This window comes from Microvirga splendida (genome assembly GCF_016427565.1).
GTDB classification, from domain to species: domain Bacteria; phylum Pseudomonadota; class Alphaproteobacteria; order Rhizobiales; family Beijerinckiaceae; genus Microvirga; species Microvirga splendida.
The window spans coordinates 44,718-57,641 of record NZ_JAELXT010000002.1 but is presented as its reverse complement, the minus strand read 5'-3'; the positions used below and the strand labels follow the sequence as shown (position 1 = coordinate 57,641).

General features: G+C 66.3%; 13 protein-coding genes. 10 read left to right on the top strand and 3 right to left on the bottom strand.

Annotated elements, in window-relative coordinates:
• Nucleotides 1-170: 170 nt before the first annotated feature.
• Nucleotides 171-1,043 (top strand): 4-(cytidine 5'-diphospho)-2-C-methyl-D-erythritol kinase, encoded by an 873-nt coding sequence (locus JAO75_RS02385; RefSeq protein ID WP_199046381.1) that lies wholly within the window; start codon nt 171-173, stop codon nt 1,041-1,043.
• Between the two features lie 109 nt (nt 1,044-1,152).
• Here the strand turns inward: JAO75_RS02385 and JAO75_RS02380 are convergent, their stop codons facing one another.
• On the bottom strand, nt 1,153-2,172 hold the full coding sequence (locus JAO75_RS02380; protein ID WP_199046869.1) for a polyprenyl synthetase family protein: 1,020 nt from the start codon (nt 2,170-2,172) through the stop codon (nt 1,153-1,155).
• Nucleotides 2,173-2,281: 109 nt separating this feature from the next.
• Between JAO75_RS02380 and JAO75_RS02375 the strand changes: the two genes are divergently transcribed.
• Nucleotides 2,282-2,506, top strand: a complete 225-nt coding sequence (locus JAO75_RS02375; protein ID WP_199046379.1) for a putative signal transducing protein — start codon at nt 2,282-2,284, stop codon at nt 2,504-2,506.
• A complete protein-coding gene (locus JAO75_RS02370; protein ID WP_199046377.1) occupies nt 2,499-3,239 on the top strand; it encodes a tRNA1(Val) (adenine(37)-N6)-methyltransferase in 741 nt (246 codons plus the stop codon). The genes JAO75_RS02375 and JAO75_RS02370 overlap by 8 nt, the downstream gene beginning before the upstream one ends.
• Before the next feature lie 28 nt (nt 3,240-3,267).
• Here the strand turns inward: JAO75_RS02370 and JAO75_RS02365 are convergent, their stop codons facing one another.
• Entirely contained in the window at nt 3,268-3,627 is a 360-nt protein-coding gene (locus JAO75_RS02365; RefSeq protein WP_199046375.1) for a hypothetical protein, read from the bottom strand.
• Between the two features lie 146 nt (nt 3,628-3,773).
• Between JAO75_RS02365 and JAO75_RS02360 the strand changes: the two genes are divergently transcribed.
• The 7 genes from JAO75_RS02360 (at nt 3,774) to JAO75_RS02330 (ending at nt 12,353) form a co-directional block, all read left to right on the top strand.
• Nucleotides 3,774-4,658 carry a S49 family peptidase gene (locus JAO75_RS02360; RefSeq protein WP_246742333.1) on the top strand — a complete coding sequence of 295 codons (885 nt, stop codon included), beginning with the start codon at nt 3,774-3,776 and terminating at the stop codon, nt 4,656-4,658.
• A 182-nt stretch (nt 4,659-4,840) separates the two neighbouring features.
• Nucleotides 4,841-5,779 (top strand): glycine--tRNA ligase subunit alpha, encoded by a 939-nt coding sequence (locus JAO75_RS02355; RefSeq protein WP_199046373.1) that lies wholly within the window; start codon nt 4,841-4,843, stop codon nt 5,777-5,779.
• Nucleotides 5,780-5,826: 47 nt separating this feature from the next.
• Nucleotides 5,827-7,968 carry a glycine--tRNA ligase subunit beta gene (gene glyS, locus JAO75_RS02350; protein ID WP_199046371.1) on the top strand — a complete coding sequence of 714 codons (2,142 nt, stop codon included), beginning with the start codon at nt 5,827-5,829 and terminating at the stop codon, nt 7,966-7,968.
• Between the two features lie 146 nt (nt 7,969-8,114).
• The gene (locus JAO75_RS02345; protein ID WP_199046369.1) at nt 8,115-8,753 is read left to right on the top strand and encodes a L,D-transpeptidase; all 639 of its coding nucleotides are present in this window, start codon (nt 8,115-8,117) and stop codon (nt 8,751-8,753) included.
• Between the two features lie 272 nt (nt 8,754-9,025).
• The gene (ppdK, locus tag JAO75_RS02340) at nt 9,026-11,704 is read left to right on the top strand and encodes a pyruvate, phosphate dikinase (protein WP_199046367.1); all 2,679 of its coding nucleotides are present in this window, start codon (nt 9,026-9,028) and stop codon (nt 11,702-11,704) included.
• The gene (locus tag JAO75_RS02335) at nt 11,701-11,979 is read left to right on the top strand and encodes a hypothetical protein (RefSeq protein WP_199046365.1); all 279 of its coding nucleotides are present in this window, start codon (nt 11,701-11,703) and stop codon (nt 11,977-11,979) included. Before ppdK ends, JAO75_RS02335 begins: the two co-directional genes overlap by 4 nt.
• Before the next feature lie 17 nt (nt 11,980-11,996).
• A complete protein-coding gene (locus tag JAO75_RS02330; protein WP_199046363.1) occupies nt 11,997-12,353 on the top strand; it encodes a GFA family protein in 357 nt (118 codons plus the stop codon).
• Between the two features lie 61 nt (nt 12,354-12,414).
• Here JAO75_RS02330 and JAO75_RS02325 read toward each other — a convergent pair whose 3' ends face one another.
• A complete protein-coding gene (locus JAO75_RS02325; protein WP_199046361.1) occupies nt 12,415-12,816 on the bottom strand; it encodes a hypothetical protein in 402 nt (133 codons plus the stop codon).
• Nucleotides 12,817-12,924: the final 108 nt, after the last annotated feature.

The window sequence follows — 12,924 nt, the reverse complement described above, 5'->3', positions numbered from 1 at the left end:
TAGCCTCATCCTGAGGAGCCGCATCAGCGGCGTCTCGAAGGATCGTCCAGAGAGCACTGGAGCCTCCTTCGAGACGCAGACTGCGTCTGCTCCTCAGGATGAGGGGTAAGGCGATGGACGTGCTGCCAGACACTCTTCCCATCCGCCCCGCACTCAGGCATGGAGGCGCCATGCCCCAGCCGCTCGCCACCCGTGCGCCCGCCAAGATCAACCTGACGCTCCATGTGCTCGGGCGCCGGGCCGACGGCTATCACGACCTGGAAAGCCTTGTGGCCTTCGCCGGAACGGGCGACGATCTCCGGCTCGAGCCCGGCACCGGGCTGGCGCTCCATGTGGACGGCCCGACGGCCCCACTCGCGGGGAGCGATGCCGACAACCTCGTCATGAAGGCGGCCCGCCTTCTCGCGGATCGCGTGGACGGCCTGAAGGTCGGCACCTTTCATCTCACGAAGCGCCTGCCCGTAGCGGCCGGGATCGGCGGCGGGTCATCGGATGCCGCCGCCGCCCTGCGGCTTCTGGCCCGCCTCAATGGCTTGCCGGTTTCGCACCCAGCCGTGAGGGAGGCCGCCCGGCTCACCGGAGCCGATGTGCCGGTCTGCCTGGAGCCGAGAGCCCGCATGATGCGGGGGGCGGGGGAGGAACTGGGACCTGCGCTGATCCTGCCGCGCCTCTTCGGCGTGCTGGTGAACCCGCGTGTGCCGGTGGAGACGCCGGCCGTGTTCAAGGCCCTGGGCCTGCAGCCGGGGCAGGGACTGTCCGTTGCAGCCCATCCCGCTCATGAAGCATCCTCGCCGGACGCGCTTCTCACCCTGCTGAACAAGGCCCGCAACGATCTCGAACCGCCCGCCCTCAAGGTCCAGCCGCTGATCGGCGAGGCGCTCGGCCTGATCGCCGAGACGGATTGCTGCCGCTTGGCGCGCATGTCCGGCTCGGGCGCGACGGTGTTCGGGCTCTATGACGATTGCGAAGCCGCCGCCGAAGGGGCTCGACAGATTCGCAGCCTGCGCCCGCACTGGTGGGTCAAGGCGACGAGCCTGCGGTAATCCAACCGCGCGTCATCACCGGCCTTGTGCCGGTGATCCCGACGCGATGAGGCACAGTGCTTTTCAGGATCGGGATGGCCGGCACAAGGCCGGCCATGACGCGTTCAGATCAGTGGGCGCGGGCGATGCAGAAATCGACCGTGTCGAGCAGCGCCTGCTTCATGGGGCTCGACGGGAACAGCGCCAGCGCGTCGCGGGCCATGGCGCCGTAATGGCGGGCGCGCTCGACCGTGTCCTCGAGAGCCCGGTGGCGGCGCATGATCGCCACAGCCTTCTCCAGGTCGGCGTCTTCGATTTCGCCCTGCTCGAGCACCCGTTTCCAGAAGGCGCGCTCCTCGTCCGTGCCGCGACGGAACGAAAGAACCACGGGAAGGGTGATCTTGCCCTCGCGGAAATCGTCGCCCACGTTCTTGCCCAGGGTTGCGGCCTTGCCGCCGTAATCGAGGGCATCGTCCACGAGCTGGAAGGCGATGCCGAGATTCATTCCATAGGAGCGGCAGGCGGCCTGCTCGGCCTTGGGGCGTCCGGCGATCACGGGGCCGACCTCGCAGGCGGCGGCGAACAGCTCCGCGGTCTTGCCGCGGATCACGGCCAGATACTCGTCTTCCGTCGTCTCGGTGTTCTTGGCGGCGGCGAGCTGCATCACCTCGCCCTCGGCGATCACGGTCGCGGCGGCGGAGAGGATGTCCAGCGCCCGGAGCGAGCCCACCTCCACCATCATGCGGAAGGCCTGGCCGAGCAGGAAGTCGCCGACCAGCACGCTGGCCTCGTTGCCCCACTTGATGCGGGCCGCGATCCTGCCCCGGCGCATGTCGCTCTCGTCCACCACGTCGTCGTGGAGGAGGGTGGCGGTGTGCATGAACTCCACGGAGGCCGCGAGCTTCACATGCCCGTCGCCCTGGTAGCCGGAGAGGCCCGCCGTGGCCAGCGTCAGCATGGGGCGCAGGCGCTTGCCGCCCGAGGAGATGAGGTGGTTCGCCACCTCCGGGATCATCGTGACCTCGGAGCCCGTGCGCGACAGGATCATCGCATTGACCCGTTCCATATCGGAGGCCACAAGGGACACGAGCTTCTCGATGCTCGCATTCTTCTCGGGATGCTTGTCTTCGAACGGAACGACGACGCCCACTGTCACGACCCGGGTTGCCGGCGGGAAAAGCCGGTAGGAATATGAACTGGCATGGCACTTTCCATGCTGCAATGCAAACGCTTACCGCAGAGGAAAGGGTCTCAGGCCGATGGTCGAAATCGTCCGAAGCAGCGATCTCGTTCTGGTCGGCTTCCTACAATCTCTCTTGGAAAACGCCAATATCCCCGTTCTGGTGGCGGATACGCACATGAGCGCCCTGGAGGGCATGATCGGCGTCTTCCCGCGCCGGATCCTTGTGCCTGAGGATCACGCGGCGCAGGCCCGCCGCCTGATCACCGATGCGGGGCTGGAGACCGAGCTGCGGCATGCTTGAGGTCACGCAGGATTTACTGCTCGGCGGGCGCGTGCGCCTGGTTCAGCCCGTCCGGGGCCACCGTGCCGGCACCGATGCGGTGCTGCTCGCCGCCGCTGCTCCCGTGAGGCCCGGGGACGGGGTCGTGGACGTCGGCGCCGCCACCGGGGCGGTCGGGCTGATGGTCGCCGCCCGGGAGAAGGATGCCCGTCTCGTCTTCGTGGAGCGCGATCCGGATCTCACCGAACTCTGCCGCCGCAACCTCCGGGACAACGGGATTCAGGGCGAGGTCGCGGTTGCGGACGTGCTCGACAAGGCCTCACGCCAAGCCGCGGGCCTCAGTCCGGAGAGCGCAGACCTCGTCCTGACCAACCCGCCTTTCCTGGAGGAGGGGCAGGCCCGGATCTCGCCGGACCTCGGCCGGGCGGCGGCTCATGCCCTCCCGGCGGGCGGCCTGGAGGCGTGGCTCAAGGCCTGCACGGGGCTGCTCAAGCCCAAGGGACGGCTGGCGCTGATTCACAGGGCCGACCGGACAGCCGAGTGCCTGGAGATCCTGGGTAAATGGCTAGGCGGGATGGAGCTTTGCTTCGTTCACCCATCCGCCGACAGGCCCGCGATTCGGCTCCTGCTCCGTGGGATCAAGGGCAGCCGGGCGCCGATGAGCATCCTGCCGCCCCTGATTCTGAACGGCCCCGATGGGCGCTTCACGCCGGAAGCCGAGGCGCTGCACCGGGGCGAGACCGATCTCCTATGAAAAAGGGCGCCTTTCGGCGCCCTTAGGGTCAGTAGCGATAGACATGCCTTCGGACGGGGCGCTGCACCGTGCGGCAGACCTCGACCGGACGACGGGTCCAGCCGTAATTGGTCCACACCCGCCGGCGCTCGACCCAGCAGCGCCGAACCGTGCGGACCGGGCGGTAGATCGGGGCAGGACGGTAAGCCCGGTAGGGGCGGTAGGCCCGGTAGGGAGTGCCGATCTGGACGCTGATCACCGGACGGGGGCGGACATAGCGGCGCTCGATCACGGGACGATACCCGTAACCGTAATCCCGATAATAGGGCTGGGCCTCGACCGGTTGCGCCGAGAAGGCACCTAGCCCGAGGGTCGCAAGGCCAAGAAGGCCGAACATCAGCTTACGCATTGTTTTCTCCTCACCTCTGCCCGGCGTCGGGGCAGGGCTGTTCTCCATGGTGAGGTTTTAGGCGTTCGCACCTGAACGAACTCCGACGAATTCCCTAACGGGACGTTCATCTTGGGAAGCCGGGCCGTGCACCCTACATAGACGCTATGGCTCAAACATCCTTCTCCTCCATGCTCCCCGCTCGCCTTCAGTTTCTCCTTCCGGCCAAGTACCGCGCCTACTCGCATCCGGTCGTGCCCGTGGTGCGCCTGTCCGGCCCGATCGGTGCCGTGATGCCGTTTCGGGCAGGGCTCGCCATGGCGAGCGTGGCGCCGCTCCTGGAGCGCGCCTTCTCCGTGCCGGGCGCCAAGGCGGTGGCCCTGGTGATCAATTCGCCGGGCGGCTCGGCGGCGCAATCGCACCTGATCTTCCGGCGGATCCGCACCCTCTCCGAGGAGAAGAAGCTTCCCGTCATCGCCTTCGTGGAGGATGCAGCGGCCTCCGGCGGCTACATGATCGCCTGCGCGGCGGACGAGATCTATGCCGATCCGGCCTCCATCGTGGGCTCCATCGGGGTGGTTTCCGCGAGCTTCGGCTTCCATGAGTTGATCGAGCGCCTCGGCATCGAGCGGCGGGTGCATACCGCCGGCAAGAGCAAGGCCATGCTCGATCCGTTCCGGCCCGAGAACCCGGATGACGTGATCCGCCTGAAGGGGCTCCAGGTGAAGATCCATGATGTCTTCGTCGATCTCGTCCGCACCCGCCGGGGCGAAAAGCTCAACGATTCCTACGACGATCTCTTCTCCGGCGCATTCTGGGTCGGGGCGGAGGCGGTCGATCTCGGCCTCGTGGACGGACTGGGCGACATCCGCTCCGTCATGCGCCGGCGCTTCGGCGACAAGGTGCGGTTCCGCATGATCGAGCCCGCCCGCTCGCCGCTGCTGGGGCGACTGCTCGGCCGCCGCCCCATCGGCGACATCAGCCTCATCGACCCCGGTGAGATCGTCGGTGTCCTGGAAGAGAGGGCTGCCTGGGCACGGCTGGGGCTTTAGTGTCATCCCCGGCGAGCCGCAGGCGAGGGAAGGGGATCCAGTCTCACGCGCTGCGCCATGGATTCCCTTCCCCTCCGCTGCGCGTCCTTCCGGGAATGACACCGGGGGCAGCCCAACGCTTGACTTGAGCCGCCCGTCATCCCAAGGGTTCGCCTGATTTCGCATTGATTGGATGCTTTAGTATGAGCGAACCCGCGCATATGAACCCTGCGCGCTCTTTCCAGGGCCTGATCCTCACGCTCCAGCGCTATTGGGCCGAACAGGGCTGCCTGATCCTTCAGCCCTACGACATGGAGATGGGTGCCGGCACCTTCCACCCGGCCACCACCCTGCGGGCGCTCGGTCCCAAGTCCTGGCGTGCGGCCTATGTGCAGCCCTCCCGCCGCCCCAAGGACGGGCGCTACGGCGAGAACCCGAACCGGCTCCAGCACTATTACCAGTTCCAGGTGATCCTGAAGCCGAACCCGCCGAACCTGCAGGAGCTCTATCTCGGCTCGCTCAAGGCCATCGGCATCGACACCGCCCTCCACGACATCCGCTTCGTCGAGGACGACTGGGAGAGCCCGACGCTCGGCGCCTGGGGCCTCGGGTGGGAATGCTGGTGCGACGGCATGGAGGTGTCGCAGTTCACCTATTTCCAGCAGGTGGCGGGCTTCGAGTGCTCGCCGGTTGCGGGCGAGCTGACCTACGGGCTCGAGCGTCTCGCCATGTACCTGCAGGGTGTGGAGTCGATCTACGACCTCAACTTCAACGGGCTCGAGGGCGTCGAGAAGGTCACCTACGGCGACGTGTTCCTGCAGGCCGAGCAGGAATATTCCCGCCACAACTTCGAGCATGCCGATACCGAGATGCTGTTCCGGCACTTCCGCGACGCGGAGGCGGCCTGCCGCAAATACCTGGAAGCCGGCGAGCCGGAGGCTGACGCCAACGACCAGCGCCACCTGATGGCCCTGCCGGCCTACGACCAGTGCATCAAGGCCAGCCACATGTTCAACCTGCTCGATGCCCGCGGCGTGATCTCCGTCACCGAGCGCCAGAGCTACATCCTGCGCGTCCGCGAACTGGCGAAAGCCTGCGGCGCCGCATGGCTGAAGACCGAGGGCGGAGGCGTGGCGGCTTGACCGCGGCACTCTTCCACCTCCCTCTTCTCTGATCAAAAAGTTCTCCCATGCCCGATCTCCTCCTCGAACTCTTTTCCGAAGAAATCCCGGCCCGCATGCAGCGCCGTGCCGCGGAGGATCTGAGGAAGCTCGTCACCGATGCGCTCGTGGAGCGCGGCTTCCTCTACGAGGGCGCCAAGGCCTTTGCGACGCCGCGGCGGCTCGCGCTGCACGTCGCGGGCCTGCCCGTGAAGGGGCAGGACGTGTGCGAGGAGCGCAAGGGCCCGCGCGTCGGCTCGCCCGATGCGGCCATCCAGGGCTTCCTGAAAGGGGCGGGACTCGCCTCCATCGACCAGGCGAAGATCGAGAGCGATCCGAAGAAGGGCGAGTTCTACGTCGCCGTCATCGAGAAGCCCGGCCGCTCGACGCCGGACGTGCTGGCGGAGATCCTGCCCGGCATCGTCAAGAATTTCCCCTGGCCGAAATCCATGCGCTGGGGCGCGGCCTCCCGCGAGCCGGGCTCGCTCCGCTGGGTGCGTCCGCTCCATTCCATCGTGTGCACCTTCGGTCCTGAGACCGAGGACCCGGAGGTGGTGCGCTTCGATGTGGACGGGATCGGCTCGGGCGACGTCACGAAGGGCCACCGCTTCCTCGCGCCGGGCGAGATCCGCGTGAAGCGCTTCGACGATTACGCGCCGGCGCTCGAGCGCGCCAAGGTCGTGATCGACACCGACCGCCGCAAGGACATGATCCTGCACGACGCCAAGGATCTCGCCTTCGCGCAGGGGCTCGAACTCGTCGAGGACGAAGGTCTGCTGGAAGAGGTTGCGGGCCTCGTGGAATGGCCCGTGGTGCTCATGGGCTCCTTCGATGAGGCGTTTCTCGACATCCCCCCGGAGGTGATCCGCACCACGATCCGGGCGAACCAGAAATGCTTCGTGCTGCGCGATCCCAACACCGGCAAGCTCGCCAACAAATTCCTGCTGACGTCCAATCTCATCGCCAGCGACGGCGGCAAGACGATTGTCGGCGGCAACGAGCGCGTGGTGCGCGCGCGCCTCTCCGATGCCAACTTCTTCTGGAAGACGGACCAGCAGGTGAAGCTGGAAGAAAGACTGGAGAAGCTGAAATCCATCGTGTTCCACGAGAAGCTCGGCACGCAATACGAGCGCGTGGAGCGCATCGCGGCGCTGGCTAAGGAACTGGCTCTCATCGTCGGCGCCGATCCCGAACTCGCAGAGCGCGCAGCCCGTCTCGCCAAGGCCGATCTCGTCACCGAGATGGTGGGCGAGTTCCCCGAGCTGCAGGGCCTCATGGGCCGCTACTACGCGACGCTGCAGGGCGAGCACACCTCCGTCGCCGCCGCCATCGAGGAGCACTACAAGCCGCTCGGTCCCTCTGACCGCGTGCCCACCGATCCGGTCTCGATTGCTGTGGCGCTTGCCGACAAGATTGATACCCTCGTTGGCTTCTGGGCGATTGATGAGAAACCGACTGGATCGAAGGATCCATATGCGCTGCGTCGTGCGGCGTTGGGTGTGATCCGGTTGGTGCTGGAGAACAACCTGCGCCTCAAGCTTTACGACGTTGCAAAACAATCATTGGGCATCCTGACCGCCCAAGGTCATGCCGGTGAGGGCGATCCTGAGAAGGCTGAATTGATCCTGCTCGATTTGGTTCAGGAATTCTTCTTCGACCGCCTCAAGGTAAGCCTCCGCGACAGAGGTATTCGTCACGATCTCATCGATGCGACGGTCGGTACGGCAGCACATTCGTTGTGGGATGACCTGCTCATGATCGTCCGCCGCGTGGAGGCGCTCGGTCGCTTCCTCGACACCGAGGACGGCAAGAACCTGCTCGCCGGTTATCGCCGCGCGGCCAATATCCTGCGGATCGAGGAGAAGAAGGACGGGTGGGCCTACAACGAGGCGCCCGATCTCCAGATCGTCAACGATCAGGGCCAGATCGAGGAAAAAGCCCTGGCTGTGGTGCTCGATGGAGCGAAACGCGAGGCCGCCGCCGTCGAGGCGGAGGATTTCGAGGGCGCAATGCGGGCCCTGTCCCGCCTGCGCCAGCCCGTGGACGCCTTCTTCGACAAGGTGACGGTGAACGCGGAGGATCCGGCGCTTCGGGCCAACCGCCTGCGGCTCCTCAACAGCATCCGCGAGGCGACCCGCACGGTGGCGGATTTCTCCCGGATCGAGGGGTAATCGGGACCCGGCAAACAGTGAGGGTTGCGCCAAGCGCATGGGCCAGCTCTCGCCGGTTAATTCGGGTTAAGGTGTTGCCTGGGAGGCACAGCCAATCGGCCCATGAGGCCCTAGGTAGGCGACAACCGATTCAGTTCAGAAGACCGATGATGATTCGACGCCTCCTGATCGCCGCTCTCCTGAGCGTGCCTCTGGCTGCCTGCCAGACCGCCCAACAGCCCGTCGCCACGGCGGACGACGACAACTGGTATGTGGGCTCGATCCCGGATCAGCCGCACAACATCCCGCTGGTCGACCGCCGCAAGATGGACCCGAAGTATGCCCGCCAGACGGTGGAGTACAAGGGCCCTGAGAAGCCGGGCTCCATCGTGGTCGATATCGACGAGCGCATGCTCTATCTCGTCCAGCCCGAGGGCAAGGCGATCCGCTACGGCGTCGGCGTCGGCAAGCAGGGCTTCTCCTGGCGCGGCGTCGCGTCCGTCGGCCGCAAGGGCGTCTGGCCCGCCTGGTCGCCCACCAAGACCATGGTCGGCATCAAGCCGGACCTCCCGCGCTACATGGAAGCCGGCCTCGACAACCCGCTCGGCGCCCGCGCCCTCTACCTGCACCAGAACGGCGCCGACACGCTCTTCCGCATCCACGGCACCAACGAGCCCTGGAGCATCGGCGAGCAGGTCTCCTCGGGCTGCGTGCGCATGCTCAACGAGGATGTGGCCGACCTCTACGAGCGGGTGCCCGTGGGCACCACGGTCTACGTGAAGCGCAACGGGCGCTACCGGGTTTGATCCCGAGTTCATGGACGATTACGGTGGCCGGGCATGTCCCGGCCATTTTTGTTTGTTCTCAGCGTCATGGCCGGGCTCGTCCCGGCCATCCACGCTTTGGGCCGGGTTCAAGACGTAGATCCCCGGAACAAGTCCGGGGATGACGGGGAGGGCAGCGTCCACCCCCTGAATTTTCCCGGAACCGTGGCTGTTCAGCTTGCGTTTGGGTTCCACATGTTTCAAGCCAACACCTGCGCGGCAGCAGGGCGTTTCTTAAGCCAAGGGATCGAGTGATGACGCAGTGGGTCTATACCTTCGGGGACGGTCGGGCCGAAGGCCAGGCGGGGATGAAGAACCTGCTGGGCGGCAAGGGGGCCAATCTCGCCGAGATGTCCAACTTAGGGTTGCCGGTGCCCCCGGGCTTCACCATCACGACGGAACTCTGCACCTATTACTACGACCACGGCCGCGCCTATCCGGAGGAACTGAAGACCCAGGTCGAGAAGGCCCTGGACTTCGTCGGCAAGCTCACCGGCCGCACCTTCGGCGATCCCGAGAACCCGCTTCTGGTCTCCGTCCGCTCCGGCGCCCGGGCCTCGATGCCCGGCATGATGGACACGGTGCTGAACCTCGGTCTCAACGACGTGACCGTCGAGGCCCTGGCCAGGGGCGCGGGCGACGAGCGCTTCGCTTATGACTCCTATCGCCGGTTCATCACCATGTATTCCAACGTGGTGCTGGGCATCGAGCACCACCACTTCGAGGAGATCCTCGACGAGTACAAGGACCGCAAGGGCTACTCGCTCGACACGGACATGACCGCCCAGGACTGGAAGGCCATTCTCCCGCGCTACAAGGCGCTGGTCGAGAAGGAGCTCGGAAAGCCCTTCCCGCAGGAGCCCGAGGCGCAGCTCTGGGGCGCCATCGGGGCCGTGTTCGGCTCCTGGATGAACAACCGCGCCATCAAGTACCGCGAGCTGCACGGCATTCCGGCGAGCTGGGGCACGGCCGTGAACGTGCAGGCCATGGTGTTCGGCAACATGGGCGAGACCTCGGCCACGGGCGTCGCCTTCACCCGCAACCCCTCCACCGGCGAGAGCGAGCTCTACGGCGAGTTCCTCATCAACGCCCAGGGCGAGGACGTGGTGGCGGGCATCCGCACCCCGCAGGACATCACCGAGAAGGCGCGCGTCGCATCGGGCTCCGACAAGCCCTCCATGGAACGCGCCATGCCCGACGCCTACAACGAGCTGGTGCGCATCTACGGCATCCTGGAAAAGCACTACCGTGACATGCAGGACATGGAATTCACGGTGGAGACCGGCAAGCTCTGGATGCTCCAGACCCGCAACGGCAAGCGCACGGCGAAGGCCGCGCTCCGCATCGCCGTGGAGCTGGCGTCCGAGGGCCTGATCACGCAGGAGGAGGCCGTCACCCGCGTGGAGCCCGCAGCCCTCGACCAGCTGCTGCACCCCACCATCGACCCCAAGGCCGAGCGCAAGATCCTGGCCACCGGCCTGCCGGCTTCGCCGGGCGCGGCCTCGGGTGCGATCGTGTTCAACTCGGACGACGCGGAGGCCGCCAAGAAGGCGGGCCACAAGGTCATTCTCGTGCGCGTCGAGACCTCGCCTGAGGACATCCACGGCATGCATGCGGCGGAAGGCATTCTCACCACCCGTGGCGGCATGACCTCCCACGCGGCGGTGGTCGCCCGCGGCATGGGCAAGCCCTGCGTGTCGGGCGCGGGCCAGATCCGCGTGGATTATGCCACCCAGACCCTCACGGTCGCCGGCCAGACTCTCAGGAAGGGCGAGATCATCACCATCGACGGCTCCAACGGCCAGGTGCTGCTGGGCCAGGTGAAGATGCTGGAGCCCGAGCTGTCGGGCGAGTTCGCCACCCTGATGGGCTGGGCCGACAAGGTGCGCCGCATGAAGGTGCGCGCCAATGCGGAAACGCCGCTCGACGCCAAGACCGCGCGCAATTTCGGTGCCGAGGGCATCGGACTCTGCCGCACGGAGCACATGTTCTTCGAGGGCGACCGCATCGTGGCTGTGCGCGAGATGATCCTCTCCGACGACGAGGCGGGCCGCCGCGCCGCGCTCTCCAAGCTGCTGCCCATGCAGCGCAAGGACTTTGCCGAACTGTTCTCGATCATGAGCGGCCTGCCCGTCACGATCCGCCTGCTCGATCCGCCGCTGCACGAGTTCCTGCCGCACTCGGAAGAAGAGATGCAGGAAGTGGCGAAGTCGATGAATGCGCCCATCGACAAGCTCCGGCACCGCGCCCGCGAGCTGCACGAGTTCAACCCGATGCTCGGCTTCCGCGGCTGCCGCCTGGCGGTGGCCTATCCGGAAATCGCCGAGATGCAGGCACGCGCCATCTTCGAGGCGGCGGTCGAGGCCGGCAAGACGACCGGCCAGCCCGTGGTGCCCGAGATTATGGTGCCGCTCGTGATGACGAAGCCGGAGCTCGATCTGGTGAAGGAGCGCATCGTCGCCATGGCGGAAGCCGTGAAGGCGGAAAGCGGCGTCGCCATCGAGTATCAGGTCGGCACGATGATCGAGCTGCCGCGCGCGGCCCTGCGCGCCGGCGAAATTGCGGAATCGGCGGAGTTCTTCTCCTTCGGCACCAACGATCTGACCCAGACCACGCTCGGCATCTCACGCGACGACGCGGCCTCGTTCCTGGGGCCCTACACGCAAAAGGGCCTGCTGCCGGCCGATCCGTTCGTGACCATCGATCAGGAAGGCGTGGGCGAACTGGTGAAGCTCGCGGTGGAACGCGGCAAGAAGACCCGCGCCGACATCAAGCTCGGGATCTGCGGCGAGCACGGCGGCGATCCGGCGTCGATCCACTTCTGCGAGTCAACTGGGCTCGACTACGTGTCCTGCTCGCCCTACCGCGTGCCGATCGCGCGCCTTGCGGCAGCCCAAGCGGCGCTCGGCGCCAAAGCCGCGAGTCAGGCGTGATGCCGATGTCCCTGTCGCGCGGGCGCCTGCTCTACATCGCCACGGTGCTGCTCTCCGGCATCGTGATCGGCCTCGTCGTGGCGCCACGGCCGCATCTGCAGGAACTGGTCGTGCCGCCAGCCGCATGGCCCTTCGCCGTGTCCCTTGTGCTCGATATGATCATCGGCCAGATGGCCGCGCAGGGCAGGGCGGAGCCGCTCACCATGGGCGACCGCTTCATCGCAGTGCTCGGCGCAGGGCTCATCGTCACGGTCATGGTGGCGATGGCACAGTAAAAGCGAAGGGGGAAGAGATGGCGCTTCACACGGGCTCGTGCCATTGCGGCAAGGTCGCGTACGAGGTCGAGACGGATCTCGCGCAGGTGATCGAGTGCAACTGCTCGATCTGCCGCCGCAAGGGCTATCTCCTGACCTTCGTGCCACGCAGCGCCCTGAACGTGATCCGCGGCGAGGAGGATCTTGCCACCTACACCTTCAACACGCACACGATCCAGCACCGCTTCTGCTCCACCTGCGGCACGGCCACCTTCGGCGAAGGCAAGCAACCCACCGGTGAGGCGACGGCGGCGATCAACGTGCGCTGTCTTGAGACGGTGGAATTGTCGGAGATCACGCCGATCCCGTTCAACGGACGGGATGCGAGGGGCTGACCTGTATCGTCATCCCGGATCGGCTGACGCCGTCCGGGATGACGAGTGGTTGCTCGGCGTCTCACGCCACGGCTTCCTGCGACCGCCGCAATCCCACGTATTGAAACTCGGCATACATCAGCACCACCAGCGCCTGGGCGATCACGAAGGCATAGCCGGCGCTCGTCGGCGCAACCCAGCCGCTCACCAGGAGCAAGAGGCTGTCGGCGACCCATAGCGCGTTGCCCAGCACTACCGCCCAGGCGACGGACTTGTGGATCGTCTCGCGTACGCCGAGCCAGCCGATGAAGCCGGCGTAAGGCAGGAGGATGAGACCTGCGACACGCAGCAGCATCTCTGGCAGCCCGAGCACGCCGCTCAACGGCCCAGCACCGATCAGCATCAGCAGCCCGAAGGCGGCGCTGGTGGCGGCGTCGGCCACGAGAGCTTGGCGAAGAAGCGGGGAGGAGTGGATGTTCATCATGGCTGTCTCCTGTGGTTCAGCGATTGAAGGCCTCAACCGTGAAGGCAGGATTGCGCCGGGAGGGAGCGCCGTCGATTACCTCGGAGGTCATGGAACACCGGCCTGCCT